21 protein-coding genes and 1 pseudogene are annotated in these 24,217 nt (G+C 46.7%); 6 read left to right on the forward strand and 16 right to left on the reverse strand.

Going from position 1 to position 24,217, the window contains the following annotated elements:
- Nucleotides 1-3: 3 nt before the first annotated feature.
- The 6 genes from E5331_RS15475 to E5331_RS15500 all read left to right on the forward strand — a co-directional run bounded on the left by E5331_RS15475 (nt 4) and on the right by E5331_RS15500 (nt 11,175).
- Nucleotides 4-1,074, forward strand: coding sequence for a PDDEXK nuclease domain-containing protein (locus E5331_RS15475; RefSeq protein WP_123484568.1), 1,071 nt, complete (start codon nt 4-6; stop codon nt 1,072-1,074).
- Nucleotides 1,074-2,363 (forward strand): restriction endonuclease subunit S, encoded by a 1,290-nt coding sequence (locus E5331_RS15480; RefSeq protein WP_136013281.1) that lies wholly within the window; start codon nt 1,074-1,076, stop codon nt 2,361-2,363. The genes E5331_RS15475 and E5331_RS15480 overlap by 1 nt, the downstream gene beginning before the upstream one ends.
- A complete protein-coding gene (locus E5331_RS15485) occupies nt 2,360-5,470 on the forward strand; it encodes a type I restriction endonuclease subunit R (protein ID WP_123484566.1) in 3,111 nt (1,036 codons plus the stop codon). Before E5331_RS15480 ends, E5331_RS15485 begins: the two co-directional genes overlap by 4 nt.
- Nucleotides 5,470-8,505, forward strand: a complete 3,036-nt coding sequence (locus tag E5331_RS15490) for a WG repeat-containing protein (RefSeq protein WP_123484565.1) — start codon at nt 5,470-5,472, stop codon at nt 8,503-8,505. Before E5331_RS15485 ends, E5331_RS15490 begins: the two co-directional genes overlap by 1 nt.
- Nucleotides 8,506-8,582: 77 nt before the next feature.
- Entirely contained in the window at nt 8,583-10,121 is a 1,539-nt protein-coding gene (locus E5331_RS15495; RefSeq protein ID WP_123484823.1) for a hypothetical protein, read from the forward strand.
- 1 nt (nt 10,122) lies between these two features.
- Nucleotides 10,123-11,175, forward strand: coding sequence for a hypothetical protein (locus E5331_RS15500; protein WP_123484822.1), 1,053 nt, complete (start codon nt 10,123-10,125; stop codon nt 11,173-11,175).
- A gap of 129 nt (nt 11,176-11,304) precedes the next feature.
- Here E5331_RS15500 and E5331_RS15505 read toward each other — a convergent pair whose 3' ends face one another.
- The 16 genes and pseudogenes from E5331_RS15505 to E5331_RS15580 all read right to left on the reverse strand — a co-directional run bounded on the left by E5331_RS15505 (nt 11,305) and on the right by E5331_RS15580 (nt 24,206).
- The gene (locus E5331_RS15505) at nt 11,305-11,841 is read right to left on the reverse strand and encodes a lysozyme (protein WP_135986203.1); all 537 of its coding nucleotides are present in this window, start codon (nt 11,839-11,841) and stop codon (nt 11,305-11,307) included.
- A 4-nt stretch (nt 11,842-11,845) separates the two neighbouring features.
- Nucleotides 11,846-12,385 carry a DUF3872 domain-containing protein gene (locus E5331_RS15510; RefSeq protein ID WP_123484820.1) on the reverse strand — a complete coding sequence of 180 codons (540 nt, stop codon included), beginning with the start codon at nt 12,383-12,385 and terminating at the stop codon, nt 11,846-11,848.
- Between the two features lie 6 nt (nt 12,386-12,391).
- Nucleotides 12,392-13,264, reverse strand: a complete 873-nt coding sequence (locus E5331_RS15515) for a toprim domain-containing protein (protein WP_123484819.1) — start codon at nt 13,262-13,264, stop codon at nt 12,392-12,394.
- 3 nt (nt 13,265-13,267) lie between these two features.
- Nucleotides 13,268-13,846 carry a conjugal transfer protein TraO gene (locus tag E5331_RS15520; RefSeq protein ID WP_135986258.1) on the reverse strand — a complete coding sequence of 193 codons (579 nt, stop codon included), beginning with the start codon at nt 13,844-13,846 and terminating at the stop codon, nt 13,268-13,270.
- A 3-nt stretch (nt 13,847-13,849) separates the two neighbouring features.
- Nucleotides 13,850-14,701 (reverse strand): annotated as a pseudogene (gene traN / locus E5331_RS15525) (conjugative transposon protein TraN); the annotation flags it as partial.
- Between the two features lie 188 nt (nt 14,702-14,889).
- Nucleotides 14,890-16,086, reverse strand: coding sequence for a conjugative transposon protein TraM (traM, locus tag E5331_RS15530; RefSeq protein WP_135986256.1), 1,197 nt, complete (start codon nt 16,084-16,086; stop codon nt 14,890-14,892).
- A complete protein-coding gene (locus E5331_RS15535; RefSeq protein ID WP_135986254.1) occupies nt 16,070-16,363 on the reverse strand; it encodes a TraL conjugative transposon family protein in 294 nt (97 codons plus the stop codon). The genes traM and E5331_RS15535 overlap by 17 nt, the downstream gene beginning before the upstream one ends.
- On the reverse strand, nt 16,360-16,995 hold the full coding sequence (gene traK / locus E5331_RS15540) for a conjugative transposon protein TraK (protein ID WP_135986252.1): 636 nt from the start codon (nt 16,993-16,995) through the stop codon (nt 16,360-16,362). Before traK ends, E5331_RS15535 begins: the two co-directional genes overlap by 4 nt.
- A gap of 14 nt (nt 16,996-17,009) precedes the next feature.
- Nucleotides 17,010-18,110 (reverse strand): DNA cytosine methyltransferase, encoded by a 1,101-nt coding sequence (locus E5331_RS15545; RefSeq protein ID WP_135986250.1) that lies wholly within the window; start codon nt 18,108-18,110, stop codon nt 17,010-17,012.
- Nucleotides 18,111-18,113: 3 nt separating this feature from the next.
- Complete coding sequence (traJ, locus tag E5331_RS15550) at nt 18,114-19,112, reverse strand: conjugative transposon protein TraJ (protein WP_135986261.1); 999 nt, start codon at nt 19,110-19,112, stop codon at nt 18,114-18,116.
- 15 nt (nt 19,113-19,127) lie between these two features.
- On the reverse strand, nt 19,128-19,766 hold the full coding sequence (locus tag E5331_RS15555) for a DUF4141 domain-containing protein (RefSeq protein WP_135986259.1): 639 nt from the start codon (nt 19,764-19,766) through the stop codon (nt 19,128-19,130).
- Between the two features lie 151 nt (nt 19,767-19,917).
- Complete coding sequence (locus E5331_RS15560) at nt 19,918-22,425, reverse strand: TraG family conjugative transposon ATPase (RefSeq protein ID WP_135986248.1); 2,508 nt, start codon at nt 22,423-22,425, stop codon at nt 19,918-19,920.
- Nucleotides 22,422-22,739: a DUF4133 domain-containing protein gene (locus E5331_RS15565; protein ID WP_135986246.1), complete on the reverse strand. Its 318-nt coding sequence runs from the start codon at nt 22,737-22,739 to the stop codon at nt 22,422-22,424. The genes E5331_RS15560 and E5331_RS15565 overlap by 4 nt, the downstream gene beginning before the upstream one ends.
- Nucleotides 22,740-22,748: 9 nt before the next feature.
- Entirely contained in the window at nt 22,749-23,048 is a 300-nt protein-coding gene (locus E5331_RS15570; protein WP_135986244.1) for a DUF4134 domain-containing protein, read from the reverse strand.
- An 82-nt stretch (nt 23,049-23,130) separates the two neighbouring features.
- Complete coding sequence (locus E5331_RS15575; RefSeq protein ID WP_135986242.1) at nt 23,131-23,880, reverse strand: hypothetical protein; 750 nt, start codon at nt 23,878-23,880, stop codon at nt 23,131-23,133.
- Nucleotides 23,877-24,206, reverse strand: a complete 330-nt coding sequence (locus tag E5331_RS15580) for a DUF3408 domain-containing protein (RefSeq protein WP_135986241.1) — start codon at nt 24,204-24,206, stop codon at nt 23,877-23,879. Before E5331_RS15580 ends, E5331_RS15575 begins: the two co-directional genes overlap by 4 nt.
- Nucleotides 24,207-24,217: the final 11 nt, after the last annotated feature.

Raw genomic sequence — 24,217 nt, forward strand, 5'->3', positions numbered from 1 at the left:
CACATGGAACAGATTCAGAACCCCATCCAGCAAGATAATATCCTTACCGACATACGTCGATTGATAGATACATGTCGTCAACAAGTGGCATTAGCTGTCAATTCAGGACTCACCATGATGTACTGGCACATTGGAGAACGAATAAACCGGGAGTTTATCGAGGGTACACGTGCAGCTTATGGCAAACGAATCGTGGCAAATCTCTCAACTCAACTCACCGAAGAATACGGAGGTCGAGAGTTTTCAGAGAAGAACCTCAACAGAATGCGACAATTTGCCACAGTATTTCCTGATATTTCAATTTGGACACCAGTGGTGTCCAAATTATCATGGTCTCATTTCTTACAAGTTTTATCAATCGAAGATGACTTGAAGCGCCAGTTCTACCTCACTATGGCTGCTGACCAACGATGGTCAAAGAGAACCCTCAAAGCCAAGATTGACGGTATGCTATATGAACGCACGGCAATTGCCAAGCAACCAGATGAAGTAATACGCCAAGATTTAGAACTTTTGAAGAATGAGCGTAAGATGTCGGCAGACCTTGCGTTTCATGACCCTTATTTCCTTGACTTTCTCGGATTGGAGGGAAACTTTTCTGAAAAGGACCTTGAAGAAGCCATAGTTAGTGAACTCCAAAAGTTCATCACAGAGATGGGTAACGACTTCGCTTTCATGGCACGTCAGAAGCGTATATCGGTTGACGATGAGGATTACTATATCGACCTGCTCTTTTTCAATCGCCGGCTGCGGGCTATGGTCGCTGTGGATTTGAAATTAGGGAAGTTCCAGGCAGCCTACAAGGGGCAGATGGAGCTTTATCTGCGCTGGTTAGAAAAATATGAGATGCTTGAAGGCGAGAACAAGCCCATCGGTCTAATCTTATGCGCCGGAAAGAACGAGGAGCATGTAGAGCTAATGCACCTCCACGAGAGCAACATCCGGGTGGCAGATTATCTTACAAAACTACCTGACCGCCGCATTCTTGAACAGAAATTACAACAAGCCGTGGAGCGTGCGCAAAACCGAATAAAGCAGGCTCGACTGCTTCAAGACAAGGAGGGCGAAGACTGATGGAAACTTATTCGGAATATAAAAATAGTGGGCAAGCATGGCTTGGAGAAATTCCGAGCCATTGGGAACTATTGCCGGGAAAGGCAATTTTTTTAGAGAACAAAAGAAAAAATTGGGACAATTCAGAGAGCTTTGTACTGTCATTAAGCTATGGACGTATAATTCCAAAGATAAACAAAGATGAGGGTCTCGTTCCGGATAATTACTCGAATTATCAAATAATAGACCCAAACTTCATAATCATTAGATGTACAGATCTTCAAAATGATAAAGTTAGTCTGCGAACGGGATTGGTTCGGCATCATGGCATAATATCAGGAGCATATTTAGGATTAATTCCGAGACGTGGGAATAACCCTATATATCTTCATTACGTATTGTATTATTGGGACGTATCCAAAGAACTTTATAGATATGGTTCCGGATTAAGACAGTCATTAAGTTGGTTCGACATTAAATATCTACAAATACCTATTCCTCCGATTTGTGAGCAGGAGGCAATCGTAGAATATTTGGATAATGTCATTGCGGAAATAGACAAGGCGATTGAAGCAAAGGAACGGATTATTGCTGCTTTGGAGGAACGTCGCAAGATTATCATTACAGAGGCCGTTACCCGTGGCATCAATCCAAATGTGCCTCTCCGCGAATCCGGCATCGAATGGCTCGGCCAAATCCCTGCCCACTGGGAAACAATCCCTGTTCGTCACGTTTTTGAATTCAGGAATGGTTACACTCCATCAAAAATCAATCCTTCTTTTTGGAGCAATGGAACTATCCCTTGGTTCAGAATGGAGGATATTCGTAAATCAGGCAGAAAACTTGAAAGGGCTATTCAATATATAACCCCTGCCGCCCTAAATAACGGAGGTACATTTGATGCCGGTTCTTTTATTATGGCTATCTGTACAGCCTCCATAGGCGAACATGCTATGTTAATTGCTGATTCGCTTGCGAATCAGCGATTTGCGAATCTAAAGATTCGCAAATCGCTGTCTGCTCGTTTTGACTCGCAGTTTATTTTTTACTATATGTATGTCCTCGGAAAGTATTGTCGTGACACTGCCAATACTACCACATTCCAGTATGCAGATATGACTCTTGTGAAGAATTTTTTAGTGCCCATTCCTTCATTGGAGGAGCAAAAGAATCTGGTGGAATATCTTGATTACAATACCAAAGGCATAGATTTAGCCATAGTTCAGCAAAAACGTCTCATTGATTTGCTTCGAGAGCGTAAAAACATTATTATTAACGAAATCGTGACCGGAAAGGTAAAAGTGATATGACACAGACATCAATGCTTGAAGTGGAATTGGAGAAATTGATTGAGCGTAGGCTTACTGGGTCAACTCTCGAAGAGCGCATTGCGTGGGATAATTCTCATGCAGCTGAACCGTTCACCCCATACGGTATCAACAACGGTTTTCTCCCGGGGCATTCCGATGAAATGAACCGTGACAAGGCCATCAACACCACTCGTCTGTGGTCTTTCCTCAACAAAACCCAGAAGGGTATTCTTGACCAGTGGCGAGGACGTGGCGATTTGAAAACTATCGTGGAAAAAGAGATAGACCGCAAACTCTCTACCAAGGGAATACTCGACACCCTACGAACCGATCTTGAGATAGACAATATCACTCTACGCTTGTTCTATACCCGTCCTTCGTTGAGCGACAGCGAATTGAGCCACAAGCAGTATGCAGCCAATGAATGGTCAGTTACACGTCAGCAGCGTTACAGCAAGTATCATCCCGGCAACGAGATTGATATGGTGATTTTCATCAATGGCATCCCTCTTTTCACTATCGAACTGAAGAACCCGGCTACGCACCAGACGGCTCGTTATGACGGGCAGAAGCAGTATCGAGAAGACCGCGACCCAAGAGATACCCTTCTGAGGTTTGCAAGATGTTTGGCTCATTTCACTCTCGACAAGGATGAGGTGTATTTCACCACACGCCTCGAAGGAGCAAAAACATATTTTATGCCTTTCAACCAAGGGCTTCCCGATGGGCAGGGTGCCGGTAACCCTATAAACCCCGACGGGCATAAAACGGCTTATTTCTGGGAGCGAATACTCACTCCTGATACACTCTCAGACATTATACAGAACTTCGCGCTCGTGGATTATGGTGAGGCAAAGAAGCACAAAAAGGTGCCACACCTGCTGAAAAATGCAAAAGGTTTGATTTTCCCACGCTACCACCAACTCGATGTAGTGTCAAAACTGAGTGACACCGTTTCCAATGTAGGCGTTGGAGGTAAGTATCTGATTCAACACTCAGCCGGTTCGGGAAAATCCAACTCCATCACTTGGCTGGCATTCGACCTTATAAAGGTGTGTCCGGCAACTCTTGATGCCGTCCGTGCCGAGGCTCTTGACAAGCAGCTTTATCAGTCGGTGATAATCGTGACCGACCGCCGGGTGCTTGACAGCCAGATATTCTACAACGTTTGGGCATTTGCAAAAAGCGACAAGATTATCGCCCATGCCGACAGCAGTAGTCAGCTCAAAAAAGCGATTGAGGATGGCAAACGCATCATTATAACGACAATACAGAAATTTCCCTATATCTGTGGGGCAATTTCCGATATGAGTGACCGCAACTTCGCTGTGGTGATTGACGAGGCTCACAGCAGCCAGAGCGGTATAGCTGCCGATAAGATGAACGCTACAGTTTACCGTGACCACGATTCAGACCAAGAGGATACTGACTCAATTATAGCAAAGCTCATTGAGGAACGGAAATTGAGCCCCAACACATCATACTTCGCGTTTACTGCCACACCGAAACGTGAGACACTTGAACGGTTTGGCGTAGAGCAGGCGGATGGAGGTTTCAAGCCATTCCATCTCTATTCAATGAAACAAGCCATCGAGGAGGGTTTTATCATAGATGTTCTGTCGAATTATACCACGTATACGAGTTACTACGAACTTGCCAAGTCTATTGAGGACAATCCGGAATACAACGAGGCGAAAGCTCAGAAAAAACTTCGCCGCAAAGTGGAGCGTGAGCCGAAGACCATTCGGGAGAAGGCCGAGGTGATGCTTGCACATTTCGATGCAAAAGTGTATCGTGCACGTTGTCTGAAAGGACAGGCAAAGGCTATGGTGGTGACACGCGACATTGAATGTGCCATACGCTATTACAAGGCGCTCTGCAACATCATCGCGGAGCAACATTTGCCCTACAAACCAATTATCGCCTTTTCCGGAGAGAAAACAGTCGATGGCATTTCATATACCGAATCCGGAATAAATGGCTTCCCCGATGTGCAGACACCGGAGAAGCTTGACTGCAATGATTATCAGATACTCGTTGTAGCTAACAAGTATCTGACTGGGTTTGATCAGGAGAAACTCTCAGCAATGTATATCGACAAGCCTCTTGACGGCGTTTTGGCAGTGCAGGCTTTGTCCCGTCTCAACAGAATTTCTCCTAAGCTTGGAAAGACAGCCGATGACGTATTCGTTATCGACTTCTATAATAAACTTGACGATATGAAGGCTGCCTTTGACCCCTTCTTTACATGCACTTCCCTTTCCGAGCCAACAAACATCAATGTACTCCATGATCTCCGTGCGGCCATACTTGATGCCGGAGTATTTACGGAAGAGGATGATGTTAATCCTTTCAACGACCTCTATCAGCATGGGGCAGAGGCTCATGAACTGTCGCCTATACTGGACCGATCCGTGGAACGCTTCGAGAATGAAATAGAATGGGATGAGAACGGCAAACCCGATTTCAAAATCAAATGCAAGCAGTTCGTCAAAGTGTATTCACGTATAGCCGCTATCATGCCGTTTGAGAACATCAAGTGGGAGAAATTGTACTGGTTCCTGCGCCAGCTCATTCCACTGTTGAAAGTTACGGTTCCCGGAGATGATTTGAGCGATTTGCTCGAAAGTGTTGACATGAACACCTACGCATTGCGTCGCACCGCATCCAACGAGAAGATTGTTCTTGATGCCGCAGGAGCCGTCCTTGACCCCAACTCGCCAAATATGGCCGGTGCCGGAACAAATGATGACTCCCGTTCACAGCTTGACATAATCATCTCCAATTTCAATGAGAGATGGTTCAGCGGCTGGGATGCACCTGCCGACGAGCGCCGGGTGAAGATGTATCGTGTGGCAAGGGAAATCATAGCCACACCCCAGTATCAGTCACAGATTGTTGGCAATCCCGACCGTGATGAAGCCGATGCTGCCTTCAACCGCATAGTCGATACAGTGATGAGGCGTATGCGTCGTAGCGACGATTCCCTTTATCGAGAATACAACCAGAATGAAGGATTCCAAGGCAACTTCCGCAGTCTACTCCGTCAAATTATTGATGACCAAGACTACCGAGAAGTTGTTGAAAACGGACAAACACACGAGTAATGAGTACCAACGACAACATTATAATTATTTCTTCTGAACAAGGACAAGGCAAAACTCTATATGGCCTTGCTCTTGAAAGTGGGACAACACTTGTGCCACCTTTATATGAGGATGTGAAGATTCCAATAAAGGATGTCTTCATGTTCGAGCAAGATGACAAATGGGGGCTTATGTCTCTTGATGGGGATGTCTTGCTCTCACCACAATATGATAATATCTTTGCATGGAACGAAGATTTTGTTGTCGTTGGTAAGGGGGCACATTCCCATTTTATGTGTGGTGTCGTAGATTGGAATGGTAGAGAGGTTATTCCGACAGAGTATGGGGCGATTGCTTTAACTGGTTATCCCGCATTCAGATGTTACGATAACGCTGAATATGATTGGGGTAGGAACCACAATATGGATCATCTTAATTTTGATGGCAATCCGTATATTTGGAAAAACAGCAAGAATGAAACGTTAAGCACGCCAATACAAATTTGGCGTAGAGACCAACAAATTGACACCTTTGACAATTGGCTCATACTTGACAATCTCATTCTCCTAAATCCTAATCTTGAGTTGCAAAGGTGGGTGGCTGAAAAAGAACTGAAATTCATTCAGATTACACCAAATGGCACTTTAATCTCAAAAGACAAAAGAGGTAAATATGGCCTTCGCGACTTAACCGGTAAAAGTATAGTTCTACAGATATATGACGATATGAAGCTAATGTCGTCTGGAATCATTGTGCTGTATAACGGAAAAATTGGGATTATTGGGACTAACGGAAACAACATACTCCCTTCAGAATATCTTGAAATTAGAGGCAACATCATTGACGAGTCAAACAAAGATGAGATTGGTAGTCATTGGGTATGGAATTGGAACAAAAAGAATGGAGTTGCATTCAGGTATAGCAAGAATCATCCTCTTGACACAACTAATCTTGAGCAGATAATTGTCCGTGATGATTTCTTCGTTTCTGAAGGAACTATCGCTTGTTGTAAAAAAGGAGAATCCAATTTAAATACATTTGTCACTCGAAATAATAACGGTGAGAATATATTTAGCATTGAAAACGGATTTGTCCTTGAAGAAAATGTAGACAAGGTCATTCCTATAACCTCAGAAGAATATTTGATTCAAAGAGCGGATAAATTCCGACTAATTTCAACCGGCTCCGATTCCAATAGCCTTTCAATGGAGTTTGATGAGGCAAAGTATTATGGAGAAGGATTATTGTATTACAAAGTTGACGGAGTTTGGGGTGTGAAATTATTCTCACCAAAACTATACTGCAAAAGCTTTTTCAGAGTAGAGAAAAATATCGATATATTACCGTCATACCATTCAGTTAGGCCTATATATGGAATGATGGGGATGTTTATATACTTTGAGGTACAAAACTCATATAAGAGTTATTTTGGAGAGGAAGGAATATGTGCCCAACTTCTCAATACACGTGGAGAATGTATATTGGGAGGGCAACATCAATACAATGGTCACTTTAGCATCCATGATTCAATTATCCTTTGTCAAATTGGTGATAAATTCGGATTCGCGGACTTTAACGATGATGTGATTATTCCTTTCAAATTCGATGAAATTCAATTCCGAGGCAAGGGCAAGCATGGTGGATTTAATGTGCGCATTGGTGACTATTGGGGCATTCTTAAACACAACGGAAGAGAAAGCCGTATTAAATATTCGGAGCAAGTTCCTTTTAAAGATAAATATGAGATTGTGAGCGATGCTCTTTCTGAGCTTAAGGGAGTTCTGGACACAGAAACTTGTGAAGAGGTAGTCCCCTGTCTCTATTCACATATCATCCTCGAAGAAGACCGTGTTATTGTTGCAAGAGGCGGTTGCCCGAGAGAAAACTGCATTGTAGATTATCTATATGCTAAATGGGGATGTTATGACACATCCGGGAAATTAATAGTCCCGGTGAAATACGACTACATCAAAATTGATGGGGAATATGTCCTCGCAGGCTATGAGGGCGGTTTTATGACCTATGGCCAAAACCACTATTATAAGAAATTCGGAGGCAAATATGCACTTTATAACTCCGTAGGGGAATTACTTATTGAAGGATTCTCACAGTATTCTTTGGGAGATAATATATGGGCTTTCTACTTTGGCGGAAAATGGAAGACATGGACAGAAGAATACGGATTTGATGAATATTCTTTTGAATATGGAGTCGGTCGTTGGCTTCTTGTAACTCCGGAACTCAAAACTCTATTGCCGCAAACCAATGGGGAAAGCCTTCAAATAAAACATGGTACTAAAATTTATTGGACAAAAGAAGTTAATGATAAGGATAAGAAGGTGATTAACCGCATCAACTTTCCGTTAAACCTTCTTGTAGAGCATGAGTACCATATCGAGAATGGGTGGGTTATTGACAAGGGAGGTGGTGAGGCGATCAATATTGCCACAGGAGAACGCATTACAAGTTATCTCAAAATAGATGTAATCTCAAATAATCTCCTCTTTGTAATGGATAATAAATATAATGTGGGCATAATAGACAAGAATAACCAGATTGTAGTATCTCCCAAGTTCCATGCCCTTACTTATCCCGTTGGTAATTTCTTCATTGGAGTATTGGCGAACGACCATGGCGAATTTGTTATATCATTATTTGATTTAACATCAAAGGATATTGTTAATGAAGGCATTCAATTACGAATTGAAGAGTCTCGTTCTGCTATGGAACATTCTTTCCGTAATCATTTCTTGTTGATGTACCATATCAATGAAAATGATAATACACTACATGGTTATGCCTTTGAAAATAGTGTTAATTGGATAAAAACAGAGGTCGCAAGAGAATTTAATCCAATGCGTGTAAGTAGAATCGGAAAATTCAACCATCGAAGATACTGGTTCTCAATTAACGATATGGAGCCGGAGAAATCATATTCCTGCGATGATAGTGATTATAATGATTATCTAAGAGATTCATGGGATGCAATGACCGATGGTATGTATGGAGATATGCCGGACGGCTTTGACGGCGATTATGATTTTTTAGGGAGATAAAAACAAAGGGAGCTATCGATAGTCTTATTATTTACCTTTTTCCAAAATTGATATATATAAGAAAACTGAATACAACAATGAATCCGAAAATATACAAGCCCGAAGAAAGGGTGCCCCAAGAAATAATTGACCGAATAAGGGAGAACGAGGAATGTTTTGAACAAATACTTTCGAATGGCAGTGAGGGTTTTGTCGGGGATGTAGGTATTATAACCTACCTCGACTATGAGTATGGCTATTCTTATTTGATGGATCGGTTTGGTAACAAGCCATTGCTGGACTTCGGAGACTTCAAATATGACCAAGAACGACGTAAAAAATTTTTCTTGGATGGAAAAACTCACCCGGACGGCAAGGATTATTTCAATGGTCCTTATTTCAAAAGACTTTCTTTTCAAGGAAAACCAACTGACAAAGTTTTATATTATGGATTTTGGGACGATTGTGGGAGTGGATATGACATTGATGACGATATGGTAAATAAGGCACATCCATTTGACCGTATTTATATTGGCGGAATCATGGATAATGAGTGCAATTTTCTTGGGAGAGCTCAGTTTGAAGGCTTTGATGAGTTCATTTCCCCTGATTATATTTTAACTCACAAAGTGGATCCAGCAGCAGAATATCGAGAATCTTGCAATTCAGATTGGTCTTCCTGCTATGATTATTCACCAGAAGATGAATGGGAAGACGATCCGTGGATAAACGCTGGCAACAGAGGTCTTTATAGCGTTAAGAAAAAGAGACAATTAATTGTCAACAATGTAGATAGAATTGAAATTCGAGGCAGTGATATATTCTTTTATGCACATAAACAGGCCAAAATTCAAAAATATCATCCAAATTTGCCTAAGGACGAAGTTCATTTTTTATCTGTGGGATACGATAAATTTCCACATGGAATTGAAGATTGGAGACCAAAATTAACCAAAAGCCCAGACTTTTTTAATGATGTTCATGGCATCATAAGCGTTGGGAACTTCGCTGGTTCAGATATATATGACTTGATGGACAATCGTCGCCAAACTCTGCTTAAGTTATGTAGACACAACTATTTTCATCTTGACTCTGGCGTTATAGAACAATGGGAAGATGAATACGAAGATATTGTAAACGAGTCATTCTTTGACAAACTTTGGGTGGCTAATGACGCTCACCATATTTATAGAGACATTACTTCTGTAGATGGAAAACTCAGTATATGGGGGTCTTCGGTATACGTGCTTGACAATAGCCCATATTGGGGAACTCGTTATGTTGAACTTCATGGCATTCAAAAACATTCCGAGAGGATGACTATCAAGGAACTCTTGGAAAAAGATTTCCCTTATATCGATGGCCTCATTCGATTGAAACGAGTAAGAGTTTCCCCCAATGTTCTCAGGACATTGAAAGATGCTCCTGACACCCAATATGACCAACGAATGGATTCTTTAATACAGTTCGTTGACAAGTGGGAAGAAGAAATTGAAGAATGGGAAAATGAAGAAAGCGAACGTAGATATTCAGAATATCAAGCCATGCAGGAAGAGGAAGAACGAAGATATTTTGAAAATGAAGGATACCGTGAAGCTTTTGATGGGAATCCTGAGGCGGAATGGAACATTGACTGATATGAATAGGATTTTAACCACTATATTGCTTGGCTTATTCATTCCCATATATACATTTGCTGAATACGATGGAAGAATGGCTGATGATCCTTATCATAAGTCTCCGACATGGATATATATTTTGTTGGTCGTAGGCTTGTTTGCACTCATAGGTAAATTAGCAAAAGGTGGCACCCACAAAAAAGCACGGCGCAGTCAGGGACCTCCATTATCCCCTAAGACAATTTATAAAAGTTCTGGTCGCTATTGGACTACCTGCCCGGAATGTAATGGAACCGGATATGTGGATGGAAAAGAGTCATACGTTTTCCCAAAGAATCCTTATACGATTTCTTTGGGGAAAGTGGTTTGTGATAAATGCAAAGGATTTTGTCATAAGCTAACTCCCGAAGCATTAGATCTTTATAAAGAATTGTCCATTGAAGAGCAGAAAGAAGGAAAAGCAGCAAGAGATAGACTGGAACAAACAAAAAAAGAAAAAGAGAAATTTGAGAAAGAGCGTTCCGATAAACTTTACGAAGTAAGATGTAAGATAGTACGAGAAGGGAGAAAGGTACATGAACAACAATATTATATTGATGAATTGGAAAAACTAAGAAACCGGCGCATGGAAATTGTAAATAGAATTAAGGAGATTTCTAAGTCACAACCTATTTGTCCGTCATGCAACGGATTGAATAGTGATTGCTTTGATTGTCATGGCATTGGACATATATTCAATGAGGCGTTAACCAAAGCATATGAGGAATTTCTTCAATATAGGTCGGAGAGGACGCTCATATATACAGACTATATGGCTTTATATGGGAATGATTCTATTTCAATCAATAAGATTGCACTTTCTCCCTTTATTTTGCCAGATAATGCGCATCATGTGTCGCCAAAAACTGAAATTATTCGTAATCGAATCAGAAATTTAGTTAAAGAAGAATCCCTCTGCCTTAATTGTATGGCAAAAGGATATGTTGAAGTGTGGATGGATAAGAATGGTAAAGCTTACGAAAGAATCGGTTGTCCTAAATGTCATGGTCAGGGCAAACTTTACTACGATTAATTTTTAAGTTAACAAAAACGAATAGTAGTGTTTCATTGAGTGTGGAATGATATAAAACTGGATATTCCAGATTGAAAGAATGGTCTATGCCCTTCTGAAAATCAGTAAGACATAGACCATTTTGTTTGATTATGGGACGTACAGGGCGGCGAGTTCGGTGAGGCGTCGGGTGTAGAGGCCTTTGTGGAACTTGCCTTTGTAGTGGCAATGGGAGGTGTAGGCGCGGAAGATGTCACGGTCGCCTCGCTTCAGCTTTTTGTAGAAGGTGCTTTTGTTGACGGCACCGGGGCCGATGTTGTATGCTAAGGCAGCGGCCAACACGGAGTCTCGACCTAAATGGGCGTACATGTTGCAGAGCTTGCGGAAGTCTTTGCGGAGAAGCGCGTCTGCTTCGTGTTCGGTCAAGGCTCGATATCTCGGCAGTTTCTCGCCCGGCCATATTCTGTGACCATATCCGCAATAAGGAAGATGACGCAAATCGTGTAGCGTCTCAAATTTTTTGATAATCAAGATGGCACGTTCTACAAGCGGTAAGTCCATGATGTTTCGCTTGGGTTTTGATGCAGATTTTTGTTGCGCTGGGGCGCAACTTTGGGTCGCGGCATGGACTTGAGAGGCGGTCAAGGTCGCCATGAGCGCGATGATGATATACAGTATTTTTCTCATTGTTTTACTGATTTTCTGTGACGATTACGGGATTGATTGGAACGATGGGACCGACTATTAGTCCTCCGCCGCTGTTGTCATCGCCGAAGTCTTTTCCGTTGAACTCAAAGGTCTGTTCCCATGGTGTAGAGCCGAAGTTGTCTTCAATCACCACGAGGAATTTGTGGGCATCGGAGGATTTGGCGGTATAGTTCAGGCGGAAGGTCTTGTTTTCGAGTAAAACACGGTCATTGTTTGTCAGCACCGGACCATCGACGAGTTTGAGTATTCCCTCGCCGTCATATTGGAAATAGCGGATTGTGTAGAGGGTATTGGCATAGTTGCCCTCCGGTTTGATTTCAAAGCGCAGCTCCACGGTCTGACCCTTTGTGATTTTGTCGCCGTAGGGCATCACCTCGACGGTGAAGGGATAGGACTGCTGCACGTCAAGGTCGTCATTGCATGACGAGAGAGCGAACACGAGGGCAAAAAGGATTGCCCAGAATCCGAAGAAACGGACGGGGGTGACGCGGATTGCGCCGATTTTATTGAGAATTGTTTTCATTGTCTTTCAGAGTTTTAATTTTGGTTTTCTGTTTTGTTTTTGGATTTGAGCCATAAGGTAATCATTGAGATCCTTGTGGTTTGGGTAGAGGGAAGATTTGTCGCAGACCTTTGTGCTGAACTCCTTTTCAAGTCTGGAGAAGGCGGCTTGTCCTGCGGCGTCATTGTCGAAGAAACAGAGTATCACCGAATAGTCATTGAGCAACGGGATTGCCTTGCCGAGATTTGCCACGGAGTTTAGCACAATCACATCGTTATAGTCGTTGAAGCCGAATTTCTCCGCTGAAAGAAAGTCGATGAAGCCTTCGTATAGGCAGCATCTGGCATTTCCTTTGGCGAGATGCGTTATAGCCTTCGGTGGAAATGACCCCTTGAAGAAAGGATTCCGCAACTCAAATCCGTGCGCCATATTCTCAAAGCCGATAGCGTAATATTGCTTACCGTGAAGTTCATAGTCCACCTGCACACAGTATCGTTGGGCGATTTCTTTCGGTATGCCACGGTCTGCGAGGTATTTCAACAATGCCAGATGCTCCAGCTTTGAGATTTCCACATTGGAGAATGTAGGTTCCTCCTTGAATGGCATCGGCTTGTAAGGCTTTTCCACCGGCATCTGCATCTTCTCGGCGATGAACTCCGCCTGACGGATGAAGTCGGTTGTTCCGGCTATTTCCCCTGCGAGGGAGAATATATCGCCGCCATTTCCGGAGCCAAAATCATACCAAAGATTTTTCTTCGGGTTGACATGGAACGATGGTTTTCTCTCACTGCGCAGTGGAGAATAGAACCATAGACCTTTGCTGTCGCGTCCGGTGGGCTGATAGCCGAGGTGGTTGAGGAAATCCACAAGGGAGATATTACGGATGTCGTCAATATTCATCGTCTAAAACACATATTTGAGTTGCACACCATAGCTGAATCTGAAATGACCTGTCGAGTTGCCGAAGACAAACCGCTCCTTGATATTGACACCGAGGGCAAAATTGTCGCTCAGGTAAAAATCCACTTGCAGAGTAATTGCACCGCCGTATATGATGGCATCGCCGTTGTGGAGCGTGGACCCGTCGGGCAGGATTTTTTCGCCCCAGTTCACTGTTTCGTAACCACCGAGAGCCGACAAACCGCCGTAGAGGTGGAAAGTCTGGGAATAGTCACTGATGAGGTGGAGATTGTAGCCAATCTCGCCCGTGAACTGCGCCACCGGGATACGACCTTTCTCGCCGTAGGGCTTATATGTCTGGAGATACTCCCCACCGAAGCTCCAAGTGTTCGCGTTGCCTTTGAATACTGAATAGTACACTCCGAAAGAGTAACCGCAGTTACGGGAGTTGCCGGTATAGAATCCGTCAGCCATATTTGCATTTACCTCGACAGCCGACATTCCGGGGAGGCATCGCTGGGCCATTGCCCGGCCTCCGAAGAAGCTGAGCATGGCAGCGATAATTATCATCGCTTTTCTCATAGTTTACTGAATTGAAAGTTCATCAATCACATTGGCTCTCACAATGTCCTCGTTCTCCACGACAAAGGACTGATGGCGACCGCCCTCTTTCTCAGCGACCTCAATAACGAGCTGCTTGTCATCAGGAATGGTGAATTTCTCCAAAGCGAACACAGTGCGTTCCGACTGCTTTCCACTCACCACCGTCACATAGTTCTGGGCGCGTAACGGCTCCAAAACCTGCTCCTGCATGGCGGTACGCTTGATAACCTTCTTATCGACAATCTTGAATGATACGTAGTCAATATCGAAAGCAATGTTGGAGGTATTCTTGATCTCTGTGTGGAAATAGAGCAACCCATTGTTTGTGTATATTGACTTCAAAAGGAACTGCACCCCGAAACGTTTGCTTCCGATATGCTTTATTTCTCGCTTGTTCTGCTTGTGGATTGACTTCATAATCAGCTTCACGAGCATGGGCGACTCCGATCCTAAACGCTCCAAGTAGATTTCCTGCGCGTTGTTGGGGCGGTTGACAGCCTCACCATCGTGAAGAAAATCAGTCATCTCGATATTGAGTAAGAGAGGCTCTTTGGCAAATTTCACATTGAAGCTGTAAAATGAGCCGTCAGTGGTTATCACCGAGAGATTTGTCTCCGTCTTAAACCGCTTGAAAGCGGATTTGACGCGCAGCACATTCTTCGCGCCGTCAGCGAGTCCGGCGACAAGGTTCTCATTGCCGAGATCCACATAGCTGATTTCAGCCGGGAAGATGATATGAGTCGTTTTGTCATACGACACCTCTAAGGCGTGAGGCGGTATCATACAGTCGAAGCCGACCTTTCGGGTCAAGCCCTCAAACTTGTCACCGTCGGTGTAGCCGGGTCCGTACACATTCATGTCGTGTTCGGCAACCGCTTCAGTGTCTGGCGAAATGTTGACATCGGTGTTATCGGTGGTTGTCTTGCCTTTTGCAAAGGCGGTGGTTGCCATGCCGATTACGGCTATGGCGGAAATGATAAATGTTTTCAGTTTCATCTTTTTATTTTTGGTTTTAGTGGTTTTTATAAATCTTCGGGCTGGTGGAGCATCACACGGTACCCGGCTTTGAGGTGGACTTTCACTGTGCGCAGCTTCTTTGTCAGATACTGGCTTACACCGTTGATGAGTCCTCGCCCGACATCGGATGCTATCTGCGCCCCCGTATTGGTGGAGATGTTAATTGAACTGCCCATCGTGCTGCCCATATTGGCACCTATTTCGTGCAGTGCGTCACTCTCCATCGACTGTGGAATGTTGATGCCCTCCTGACCGTCGGAGTCATAGACCTGCAACTCCACCTCATATATAGAGCCTTCACACTCCACCGAGGTGATCTCGATTTCAAGTCTCTCTCCCTGAATACGGGCGGATCCGGTTATGGTGGTGTTGCGCGGTATCAGACGGTTGCCAATCCACATCGGATCATTAGTACGGAGTTTTACACTCTCCCCGTCAACCACGCTCTGATTGGCAGCCACGACTGCGGCGATGGTGTTCTTTACGGTTGTCGGCTTACCGCCTACCGAGGTGTTGAAGCCTCTTGATGATGATGCCGACAGCGAGGAAACGACATTGCGGTTGACTTGCGCCACGGGGTGAACATTGCGTTTCCCCTTTTCCTCCGACTGAGCCGGAGGCGGATAGTTCCCGCCGTTGGCATTGCCGTTGCCCATATATTGCGCGGCAAGCTGATAGGAGCGTTCAAGCAACTCCATCTCATTGGGAGTGGATTTGCCGTAGTCAGGTTGTGACTGCTGCATCTCCAGTTCGGCGATGCGCTCCTGCAACTCAGCCACCTGCAAGTCGGCTTCCGATGTTTCAGGAATGTAGAAGTCCTGCAAGGATGCCTGAGCCTGTTGGTATGCTTCAGCCGAAGTCTGGATTTCATCCGGAACGGTGTCGGCAGACTGACGGATTGTGTCGAGCGACTCCGAGAGGTGGACGAGGTTGACCTGTTGGGAAGCCCTCTGTTCTGCATCCGCCGCCTGTTCGTATGCCTTGATTTTGGTATCGGGCATACCTTCGGTTGTGCCGTCGGGGAGTTCTGTGTTCGCCTTACCCTTGACGGCATCATCATCGCCGCTTGGGGCGAAAATCAGCCAGATGCACACGAGGCACGAGAGGCACAGCACCGTATATACGACAATCCTTTTCAGCCGCTCACGCTCTGCCGGGGTCTTCGGTGTGAGCCGGGCGCGGAGGTCATCGAGCATCTTCATGGGCGGGAGTTTTTTCGGTTGGAAGTTCCATTTGTCTGATATGCTCTATCTCGATTGACTTTCTTGCATGTCCTGCGCCCATTTTGTAACAGGCGTTTCCGAACACGAAGAAGGCGACGAGGACAAAGGCGGAGAGCAGCACACTCACGACCATCAGCCGCTGGTTGCGGGGAAGGTCGTCGCACGCCTTCCTGATTCTCTCCCTGATTTTCCCTTTCGGGGAGTGCCACACCTTATTATATAAGGGCGACACGATTTTTCTGATTTTTTCTTTCATTGGGATAAACTTCTTTTTGTTGTTATGAGATCCTTGTTTTCAAGTATCGTCAGCCCCTCGATCTGAAATCCGTTGGGATTGTCGTCCGAGCGGTTGGAGTTGACGAGACGGCACCGGGTTATCAGCGACCGCTCCGTCACGTTGCTCTGGCGGATTATCATCTGCCGGGCGTAGGTCCTCACATCATAGGGGTAGTCATTGAAGTCGCAGATAATGCTGTCAACCCTCAGCACCTGAGTGATGTTCCCCGCTATGATGCGGTTGTAGTACCCTTTCTCCACATAGTCCGAGTAGTAGTTGTATGCGCTTTTGTCGGCCAGCGACATGGCGCGGTTGATGTTGTGCTCAATTGCTGACTTATCCGGAGAAAGTGTAAAGAACAATTCGTGGAAGCGGCGAACATGCTCACGCGCCTCTGCCGGGCGGTTCTGCTCCATATCCTGCGACAAGGCGAGCATCAGACTCTTGCCGTTGTCAAGCACATAGATCTTCTCTCGCTGCTTCTCGGCGAAGTTCAGCGACAGCACAACCGAGGCGACCGCGACCAGTGCGCAGAGCGACACCACGACTATGCCGAACAGCCTTATCTGCCGGAAGGATGTCTCGATATTTTTCAGTGATTTGAATTCCATTTGATTTTTTGATTTTAACTTTTTAGAAATCTGAATATGTGGCGGATCACGTCAACAGTCCACCCGTTGCCGAGCATCTTGCACATCTTGCTCTCGTCACACACCCATTCGTACCATTCGGGAATTGTCTGGAGCCGGCAGTATTCGGCCGCTGTAAGACGGCGGACGGCGGTTTCGTCGCCCTTGACGAACACGCACACATCCTGCCCGCATCCTCCTATCTTGGCGCTTGCCAGAAGACATCCGGCCTTGCCGCTTTTTATGAGACGGATGCCACCGCCGAATTTTTTGGACACTATCGTGCCGGATATGATCCTCACGCTGTCATTCGCTGCCGATTCCGCGCGGCTCCGGGCTATCGCCTCGTCCAATGTGTCAACCCCGACATCTTCCTCGAACAGGGAGGCGCCGCCGCAGTAGGGCTCATCGTCCGTATCCTCCATGCTTTCCCTGATTTCATCCAGCCTGCGTATCTGTTCGGGAGTCAGGAAGTAGTTCGGCGGCACATCCTCGTCAAGAATGTCGCAGAGATATAGCCCTTTGTCGGTCGGCTGTGGAATGTCGGTGTAAACCGAAGTGTCAAAGAGGTTTTCAACGGACCGCGTGCGGATGTTGGTCCAGTACAGCCTCTCCCGGTTCTGCGCCGACACGAGAGCCGAGTTTATCATCACGGGAAACAGCCCCAGACGGTCGCTTATCACGTTCTCGTACTCCTTGCGCATCACCACGTTCTCAAGCAGGAACTTCACGCCGGGATTGTATTCCCGGATCTCTTGCAGTATGCGGACATACTCGAAGAAAAGGGCGCTTCTGGGGTCGTTGAAATTCAACTGTTTCCCGGCAAGGCTGAATCCCTGACAGGGTGAGCCTCCTATTAGAAGGTCAATCGGTGGTAGGTCGGAGGCCCTGACTTCGGTAACGCTTCCCAATTGCACGATGGACGGAAAGTTGTGGCTTGTCTGTCTTATCGCGTGCCTGTCTATCTCGGACGCGAAATAATGCCTGACCTTTATCCCTTCCTCATGCAATGCGATGGCTCCGCAGGACATCCCGTCGAAGAGCGACAGGACGGTAAGACCTTCCTTGTTCAGAGGGTCTGCGAAATTTACCGACATAGGCTATTTGAGCAGTTTCCCGGCTCTGCCGACGGCGTTTCCACTCACTCCGCCGACAATGCTACCTGCCCATGAGCCTCCCTGCAATGCGGCGTTGTTCACATTGCGGTTGTAGCTGCCCATGCCTCCGGCTTGGATTATCCAGCCTGCAACAGTGGGAATCGTGAAGTAACCTATAATGCCGATAATCATAAAGATACAATACGCGGTATTGCTCCCGTCAAGGTCTGCATTGGGGTTGTTCGTCAGTTCCGAAATGTCGTTCTGGAGCATCAGCACCTGTATCTTGGCGAGTATCGTGCTGAACAAGTCAGCCACAGGCAGCCACAGATATGTCTGAATGTATCGGCATATCCATTGGACGAGGGTGTGCTGGAAACCGTCCCACACCGACAAGGCAAATGAGATCGGACCGAGTATCGCAAGTACGATGAGAAAGAATGTCCTAATAGTGTCGATGGTCAGCGAAGCCGCCTGAAACAGCATCTCCAGCAGTTCGCGGAAGAAATTGCTGATGGCTTTCTTGACCTTATACATACCTCTCTCGATATACATTCCGGCGGCGGTGCCGACTTCCGTCACTCCAAGTTCGTCAATCTGCCTGTCAAACTCGGCATCGTCAACAAGATAGGCGGTGGAGGGGTCACGCATCATCTTCTCATATTCGAGCCTGTCCTTCTCCTCGCGGTACTTCTGCATATCGAGGGTCTGACCCTCCAGCATCCCGGCGGTGCCCTGCACAATCGGCGACATTACCGAGTTGATGGTGCCGAGCACCACAGTCGGGAAGAACATGATGCAGAAGCCTATCACGAAAGGACGGAGAAGCGGGAACACATCAATCGGTTCAGCCCTCGCCAACGCCTGCCAGATACGGTAGGCCACATAGAACAATGCCCCGAGTCCGGCTATGCCCTGTGCCACACCCGCCATATCCTCGCACAGCGGCATCATCTCATCGTAGAGCGAGCGCAGGATTGTGTGGAGGTTTGAGAAATCAATGGCGCAAATCATGGCTTACCAGTATTTTTCGGAACCGTCACCGTAGAGCGACACCACACGCTGGGTGTCCGCCTTCTTCTTCGCGCGGAGATACGACACCGATATGTTCTTGTTCGTGTAGTAATGCGTCAGCGATTTCAGCCGCTTCATCTCCTTGTAGCAGTCATCGACCACATCCATGCGGTCCTTGTCGGTCATGGAGAGCGTGGTGATATTGACCACTTGCTTCAGGTCGTTCAGCACGCCGGTGGCGTCCTGAAGAATCCTCGTGTAGCCGGAGGCGATTGCCGACAACTCCGCTGAGGTGTAGTTTGGATCCGTCAGCATCTTCTTGTAGTTGTTGACATAGTAGCCGGATATGTCGCCGAGCATCAGGACGGTCTGCTGCACCTTGCGGGCATCGCGGACGAGGTTGTTGACGGCGCGGAGGGCGTCGTAATACTTCTTCGCCTGCTGGTAGATCTTGACCGTCTCCTGAAAGTTCGCCACCATGTTTTTCGCGGTGGTTGACTCCTGCACCAGCGACTTCGACGAGTTGACGATGCTTTGGGCGATGTTGGACGGGTCAATGACCGTCCACTGGGCGTTTGCCCTGCCTGTGCCGAGCAACAGGCACAGGGCGATTATCGGGAATAGAAATTTCAGTTGTTTCATTCTTTCTTTGGATTTTGTGGTTATCTGATTTTGCGGGCTATGCCCGTTATTATTCTTGCGAGGATTGTGAAAAGCCAAATGGCAGCGGTCAGGAGGACCGCGAGTATTGCGCCGGATATTGCGGCAATACGTGTCAAGAGTCTCATAGCCTTCATACATTGCCTTCCCTCCTTTCATTGGCAAGCACCCTTATCGCGTTCTCGATGTTGCCACCGAGTTGCGCAGCCTTGTTGAGCACCTGAACCTTCTCAGTTTCCTCGGTTGTGTAGCAGAGGTATTCCTCCGGCGACACCTCCGTGGCATAGACAGCGGATTGTGTGCCACCTAAGCCAATCCATACCTCTTTGTAGAGGCGGTTGGGGTTGTTCGCCATATTGATACTGAGTATCTGCGCCTTCTCCTTGTCGGTCAGGCCAAGCAGTTCCTGAATCTGGTCAAAGCGGTTCATGTACTTGCGCTGGTCGAGAAGTATCTTGCAGTCGGAGTTGTTGATGATGGTTTCCTTGACAATCGGCGACGATATGATGTCATCAACCTCCTGCGTAACTACCACCGCCTCACCGAAATACTTTCGGACGGTCTTAAAGAGGTATTTCATATACTCTGCCATGTTTGCCGTTGACAAAGCCTTCCAAGCCTCTTCCACGATTATCATCTTACGGATACCTTTGAGCCTTCGCATCTTGTTGATGAAAGCCTCCATGATGATTATTGTCACCACCGGGAATAATTCGCGATTCTCTTTTATACTGTCAATCTCGAATACCACGAACCGCTTGTTGAGCAGGTCTATGTTTTCCTTTGAGTTGAGCAGGAAATCAAATCTACCGCCGTGATAGTATTGGCGTAGGGTTGTCAGGAAATTGTCAATGTCGAAGTCCTGTTTGTAGATGGGGATAGGACGGTTTGCCATTTCCGTGCGGTAGTCATCGCGCATGAACTCGTAGAACGAATTGAAGCATGGCACGATGTCTCTATCACGGCTCATCTTGTCAAGGAACATCGACAATGCCGAGCCTAACTCACCGCTTTCGGTCTTTGTCACGCGGTCGTCCTCCGACTTCCACAGCGTCAGCAGCAGTGTCTTGATACTATCCTTCTTTTCCACATCAAAAATTCCATCGTCAGTGTAGAACGGGTTGAAAGATATAGGGTTATCCTCCGTATAGGTGTAGTAGATGCCGTCCTCGCCGTGCGTGCGGTTGTGGATAAGGTTGCACAACCCTTCGTAGGAATTGCCGGTATCAATCAGTAGCACATGGGTACCTTGTTCGTAATACTGCCGGACCAAGTGGTTGGTGAAGAATGACTTTCCGCTACCTGACGGCCCAAGTATGAACTTATTACGGTTGGTGGTTATGCCTCTTTTCATCGGCTCATCGCTTATATCCAAGTGGATAGGTTTTCCGGTAAGGCGGTCAACCATCTTTATGCCGAATGGCGAGAGCGAAGAACGGTAGTTTGTTTCAGCGGTGAAAAAGCAGACCGCAGGCTCAATGAAAGTGTAGAAACTTTCCTCGGCAGGAAAATCAGCCTCATTGCCGGGCATCGCCGCCCAAAACAGTGTCGGGCAGTCGATGGTGTTATGCCTCGGCATACATCCCATAGTGGCGAGCTGACCACCAACATCATTCTTGATCCGGCGCAGTTCCTCGGCATCGTCGCTCCATGCCATTATATTGCAGTGACAACGGACGGAGGTCAATCCGTAAGAGTGAGCCTCATTTAGATACCTGTCAATCCACTCCTTATTTATGGCGTTGCTTCGGCTGTACTTTGAAAGACTGTTCATATTACGGGCAGTCTTTTCAAAGCGGGTCAGATTCTCATCGTGGTCGTCAATCAGCACATACTGGTTGTAGATATGGTTGCATGGGAGTAACAGCCCAACGGGAGAGGCAAAACTCAATCGGCAATCAGATCTATCCGTTGATAACCGCTCATATCGGTTGTCGGTGCTGACCTTGCCGGGCAAGTCCTCGGTATCTGACAGCGTGTGCAGACACAGCATCTTGTCGCCAATGCGCATTTCCTTTGCCGACAGGTCTATATCTTCAAGGCAGTTTACATCGCCCATTGAGAGAGCCATATACTTCTCGATGATACCCGATGAATTGTCAGTGCCGACAATCTCATCATCGCTCAATCGGCGCAGCTTTATATAGCCGGTATCATTGATTATTCGCTCGAACTGCTCCACCGATTCCATGAACTTGACGATCATCTCGTGATTAAGCTCCTTCGGTGTTATTCGTCCACGGCAGAGGGTGGAGAAGTTGCTCTGCTGGCGCATACGCTCCTTTGTGGTTTTTGTCAGGAACAGGTAGCATTTGTGAGCCAGATACGGACGCTCATTGAAATGGCGTTCAAAACTCCTATCCAAAAAGGATAAGTCGTCCTTTTGAAGTTCCGGCTTGTAACTCTCACTGACAAACCAGTCCTGCTTATGTACCACCGAGAAATGCGGCAATACCTTTATCGCCTTGCACCATGCCGAGTGCATCGCCTCATATTCCTGCGAGGTGACTGTGAACAGTTCCGGGAGGCTCACCTCAAAGGCCACGGTGATGTCCGCGTCCTTTGAGATGATGCAACCGTGTTCCACGGCAAGCAGCGGCAGCTTGCTTTCGAGTGTGGTCGCTTTTAACGTGTTTCTCATTTTCTTCCTTTTATCAGTCGGTTAAGGCGCAGACGGTTGATGATGTAGCGCGGATGATATTTCACAGCCGCCAGTTTCATCAGCCCGTACTGCCCGTACTTGGCATTGAGGTGGAAGGTGAGCCACACAAGGATTGAGGTGACAGTTATGCCGAAGCCTATGCAGAACCACTGCGAGATGCCGACAACATACATGATGACAAACACCACGAACATACCGAGCAGACCTCCGGCGAAGATGAACAGATACTGAGCCTTCAATCCCTTGTACTCGACACTCTTTCCAATGCCTTTGTTAATCGAATACTCTGCCATAGCAGGAGGTTAGAGGAAGAATGAGCGGAGAATGGTAGCGGCCACAATTAGGAAGATACAGGCACCGAACCACGAAGCGGCGGTCTTGCTTGTGTCAGGATCGCCTGACGACCACTTGGAATAGACCTTGATACCGCCGATGAGTCCGACCACCGCGCCGATGGCGTACACCAATTTCGTCCCTGGGTCGAAATAAGAACTCACCATAGAGGTGGCCTCGTTGATACCTGCCATGCCGTTGCCGGCAGCGAATGAGTTTGATACTGTTGCCGCTATAAGCAGCAGGGTGAAAAGTTTTCTTTTAATCATAAAATCTTTTTTGTTTTGTGTGCGGGGGATTGGATAGTTCCCCGTCACGGGTTTTGATTCAGTTGTTGGGATTTTTAGTGGGTTATTTCTTGTAGTCGCTGATGCGGAAGTCGTCGATGCTGTCCGGCAATTCCTTTGCCTTCTTTGGCTTCGGCTTAGGTTTCGGCTTTTCGGATTTAGATTCCGATACCTTTGTTTCCTCGCCGTCAATCTGTTTGGCGGTGTAGTCAGCAATAAGGTTGATGAAATTGGAGTGCAACGGTTCCGGGAGCGACATCACAAGATTTGTTCCGTCAACGCTCAGCATGGCTCCGACAGCGTTGCTCTTTTCCTGTTCGGTTGCATTGCCATCCTTCAGCGTTTTCAGGTTACGGTCAAGCTCGTCAAAAGCCGGGATGCTCTCGTCATCCTCCGCCGGGGCAGCCTCCTGACCCTCGGCGGGTCCTTCAGTACGGTTGTCCTCAAATGCCTTGTTGACATCCTTGACAGCAGTGAATCGGGATGTGGATGCTGTGTCCGGTGTGTGACGTGCATTATAGTCGTCATCAAACTCCGTGTCCTTTTCCTGAAGGGCCTCATGCACCTCGTTCCTTACCATGCCCGGAAGCATATCGGCCACCGCAGCGCGGATTTCAGAGATATGGATGGTGGATTTGGTAACAAGCGCATCCTCATTGTCGGGCGTTTCCGTTGGAGAATCGGCTTTAATCTCCATTTCCGCCCGCACTCCGTCCTTCTCCCTGTCAATGTTGAACTTCACGTTACCCCGGATAAAGAATATCCAGATTATCACGATATTCGTGATAAGAATGAGCACCAGCAGTGACTTCATAGGCGGGTGAGGGGGCTTGCGTTGAACAAAGACTTGATTGTCGCGGCGTTGCGCTCCAGATGCTCCAGTATGATTTCCTCGACATACGCGCCGATGGACGCTTCCCCCTGACCCATCACAGCGGCGTATTTGGCTATACGGTGTACGAGTTCGCGGTTGACGAATATCCCTTTGCGCGGCGCTTCTATTCGGTTGCGCGACAGGAAGCGGTCGAGATACCGGGCCTCTGCCTTCGTGTCCGGGCTTTCCGGCTGTCCGTCCACCACGGCTGTGCCTGTGAACGAAATTTTCTTTGGTGTCTTTTTCTTTTTGTTATTGAAAAACATAGTGTTTGAGT

Origin of the sequence: Lepagella muris, from assembly GCF_004793975.1 — a bacterium.
Taxonomy (GTDB): domain Bacteria; phylum Bacteroidota; class Bacteroidia; order Bacteroidales; family Muribaculaceae; genus Lepagella; species Lepagella muris.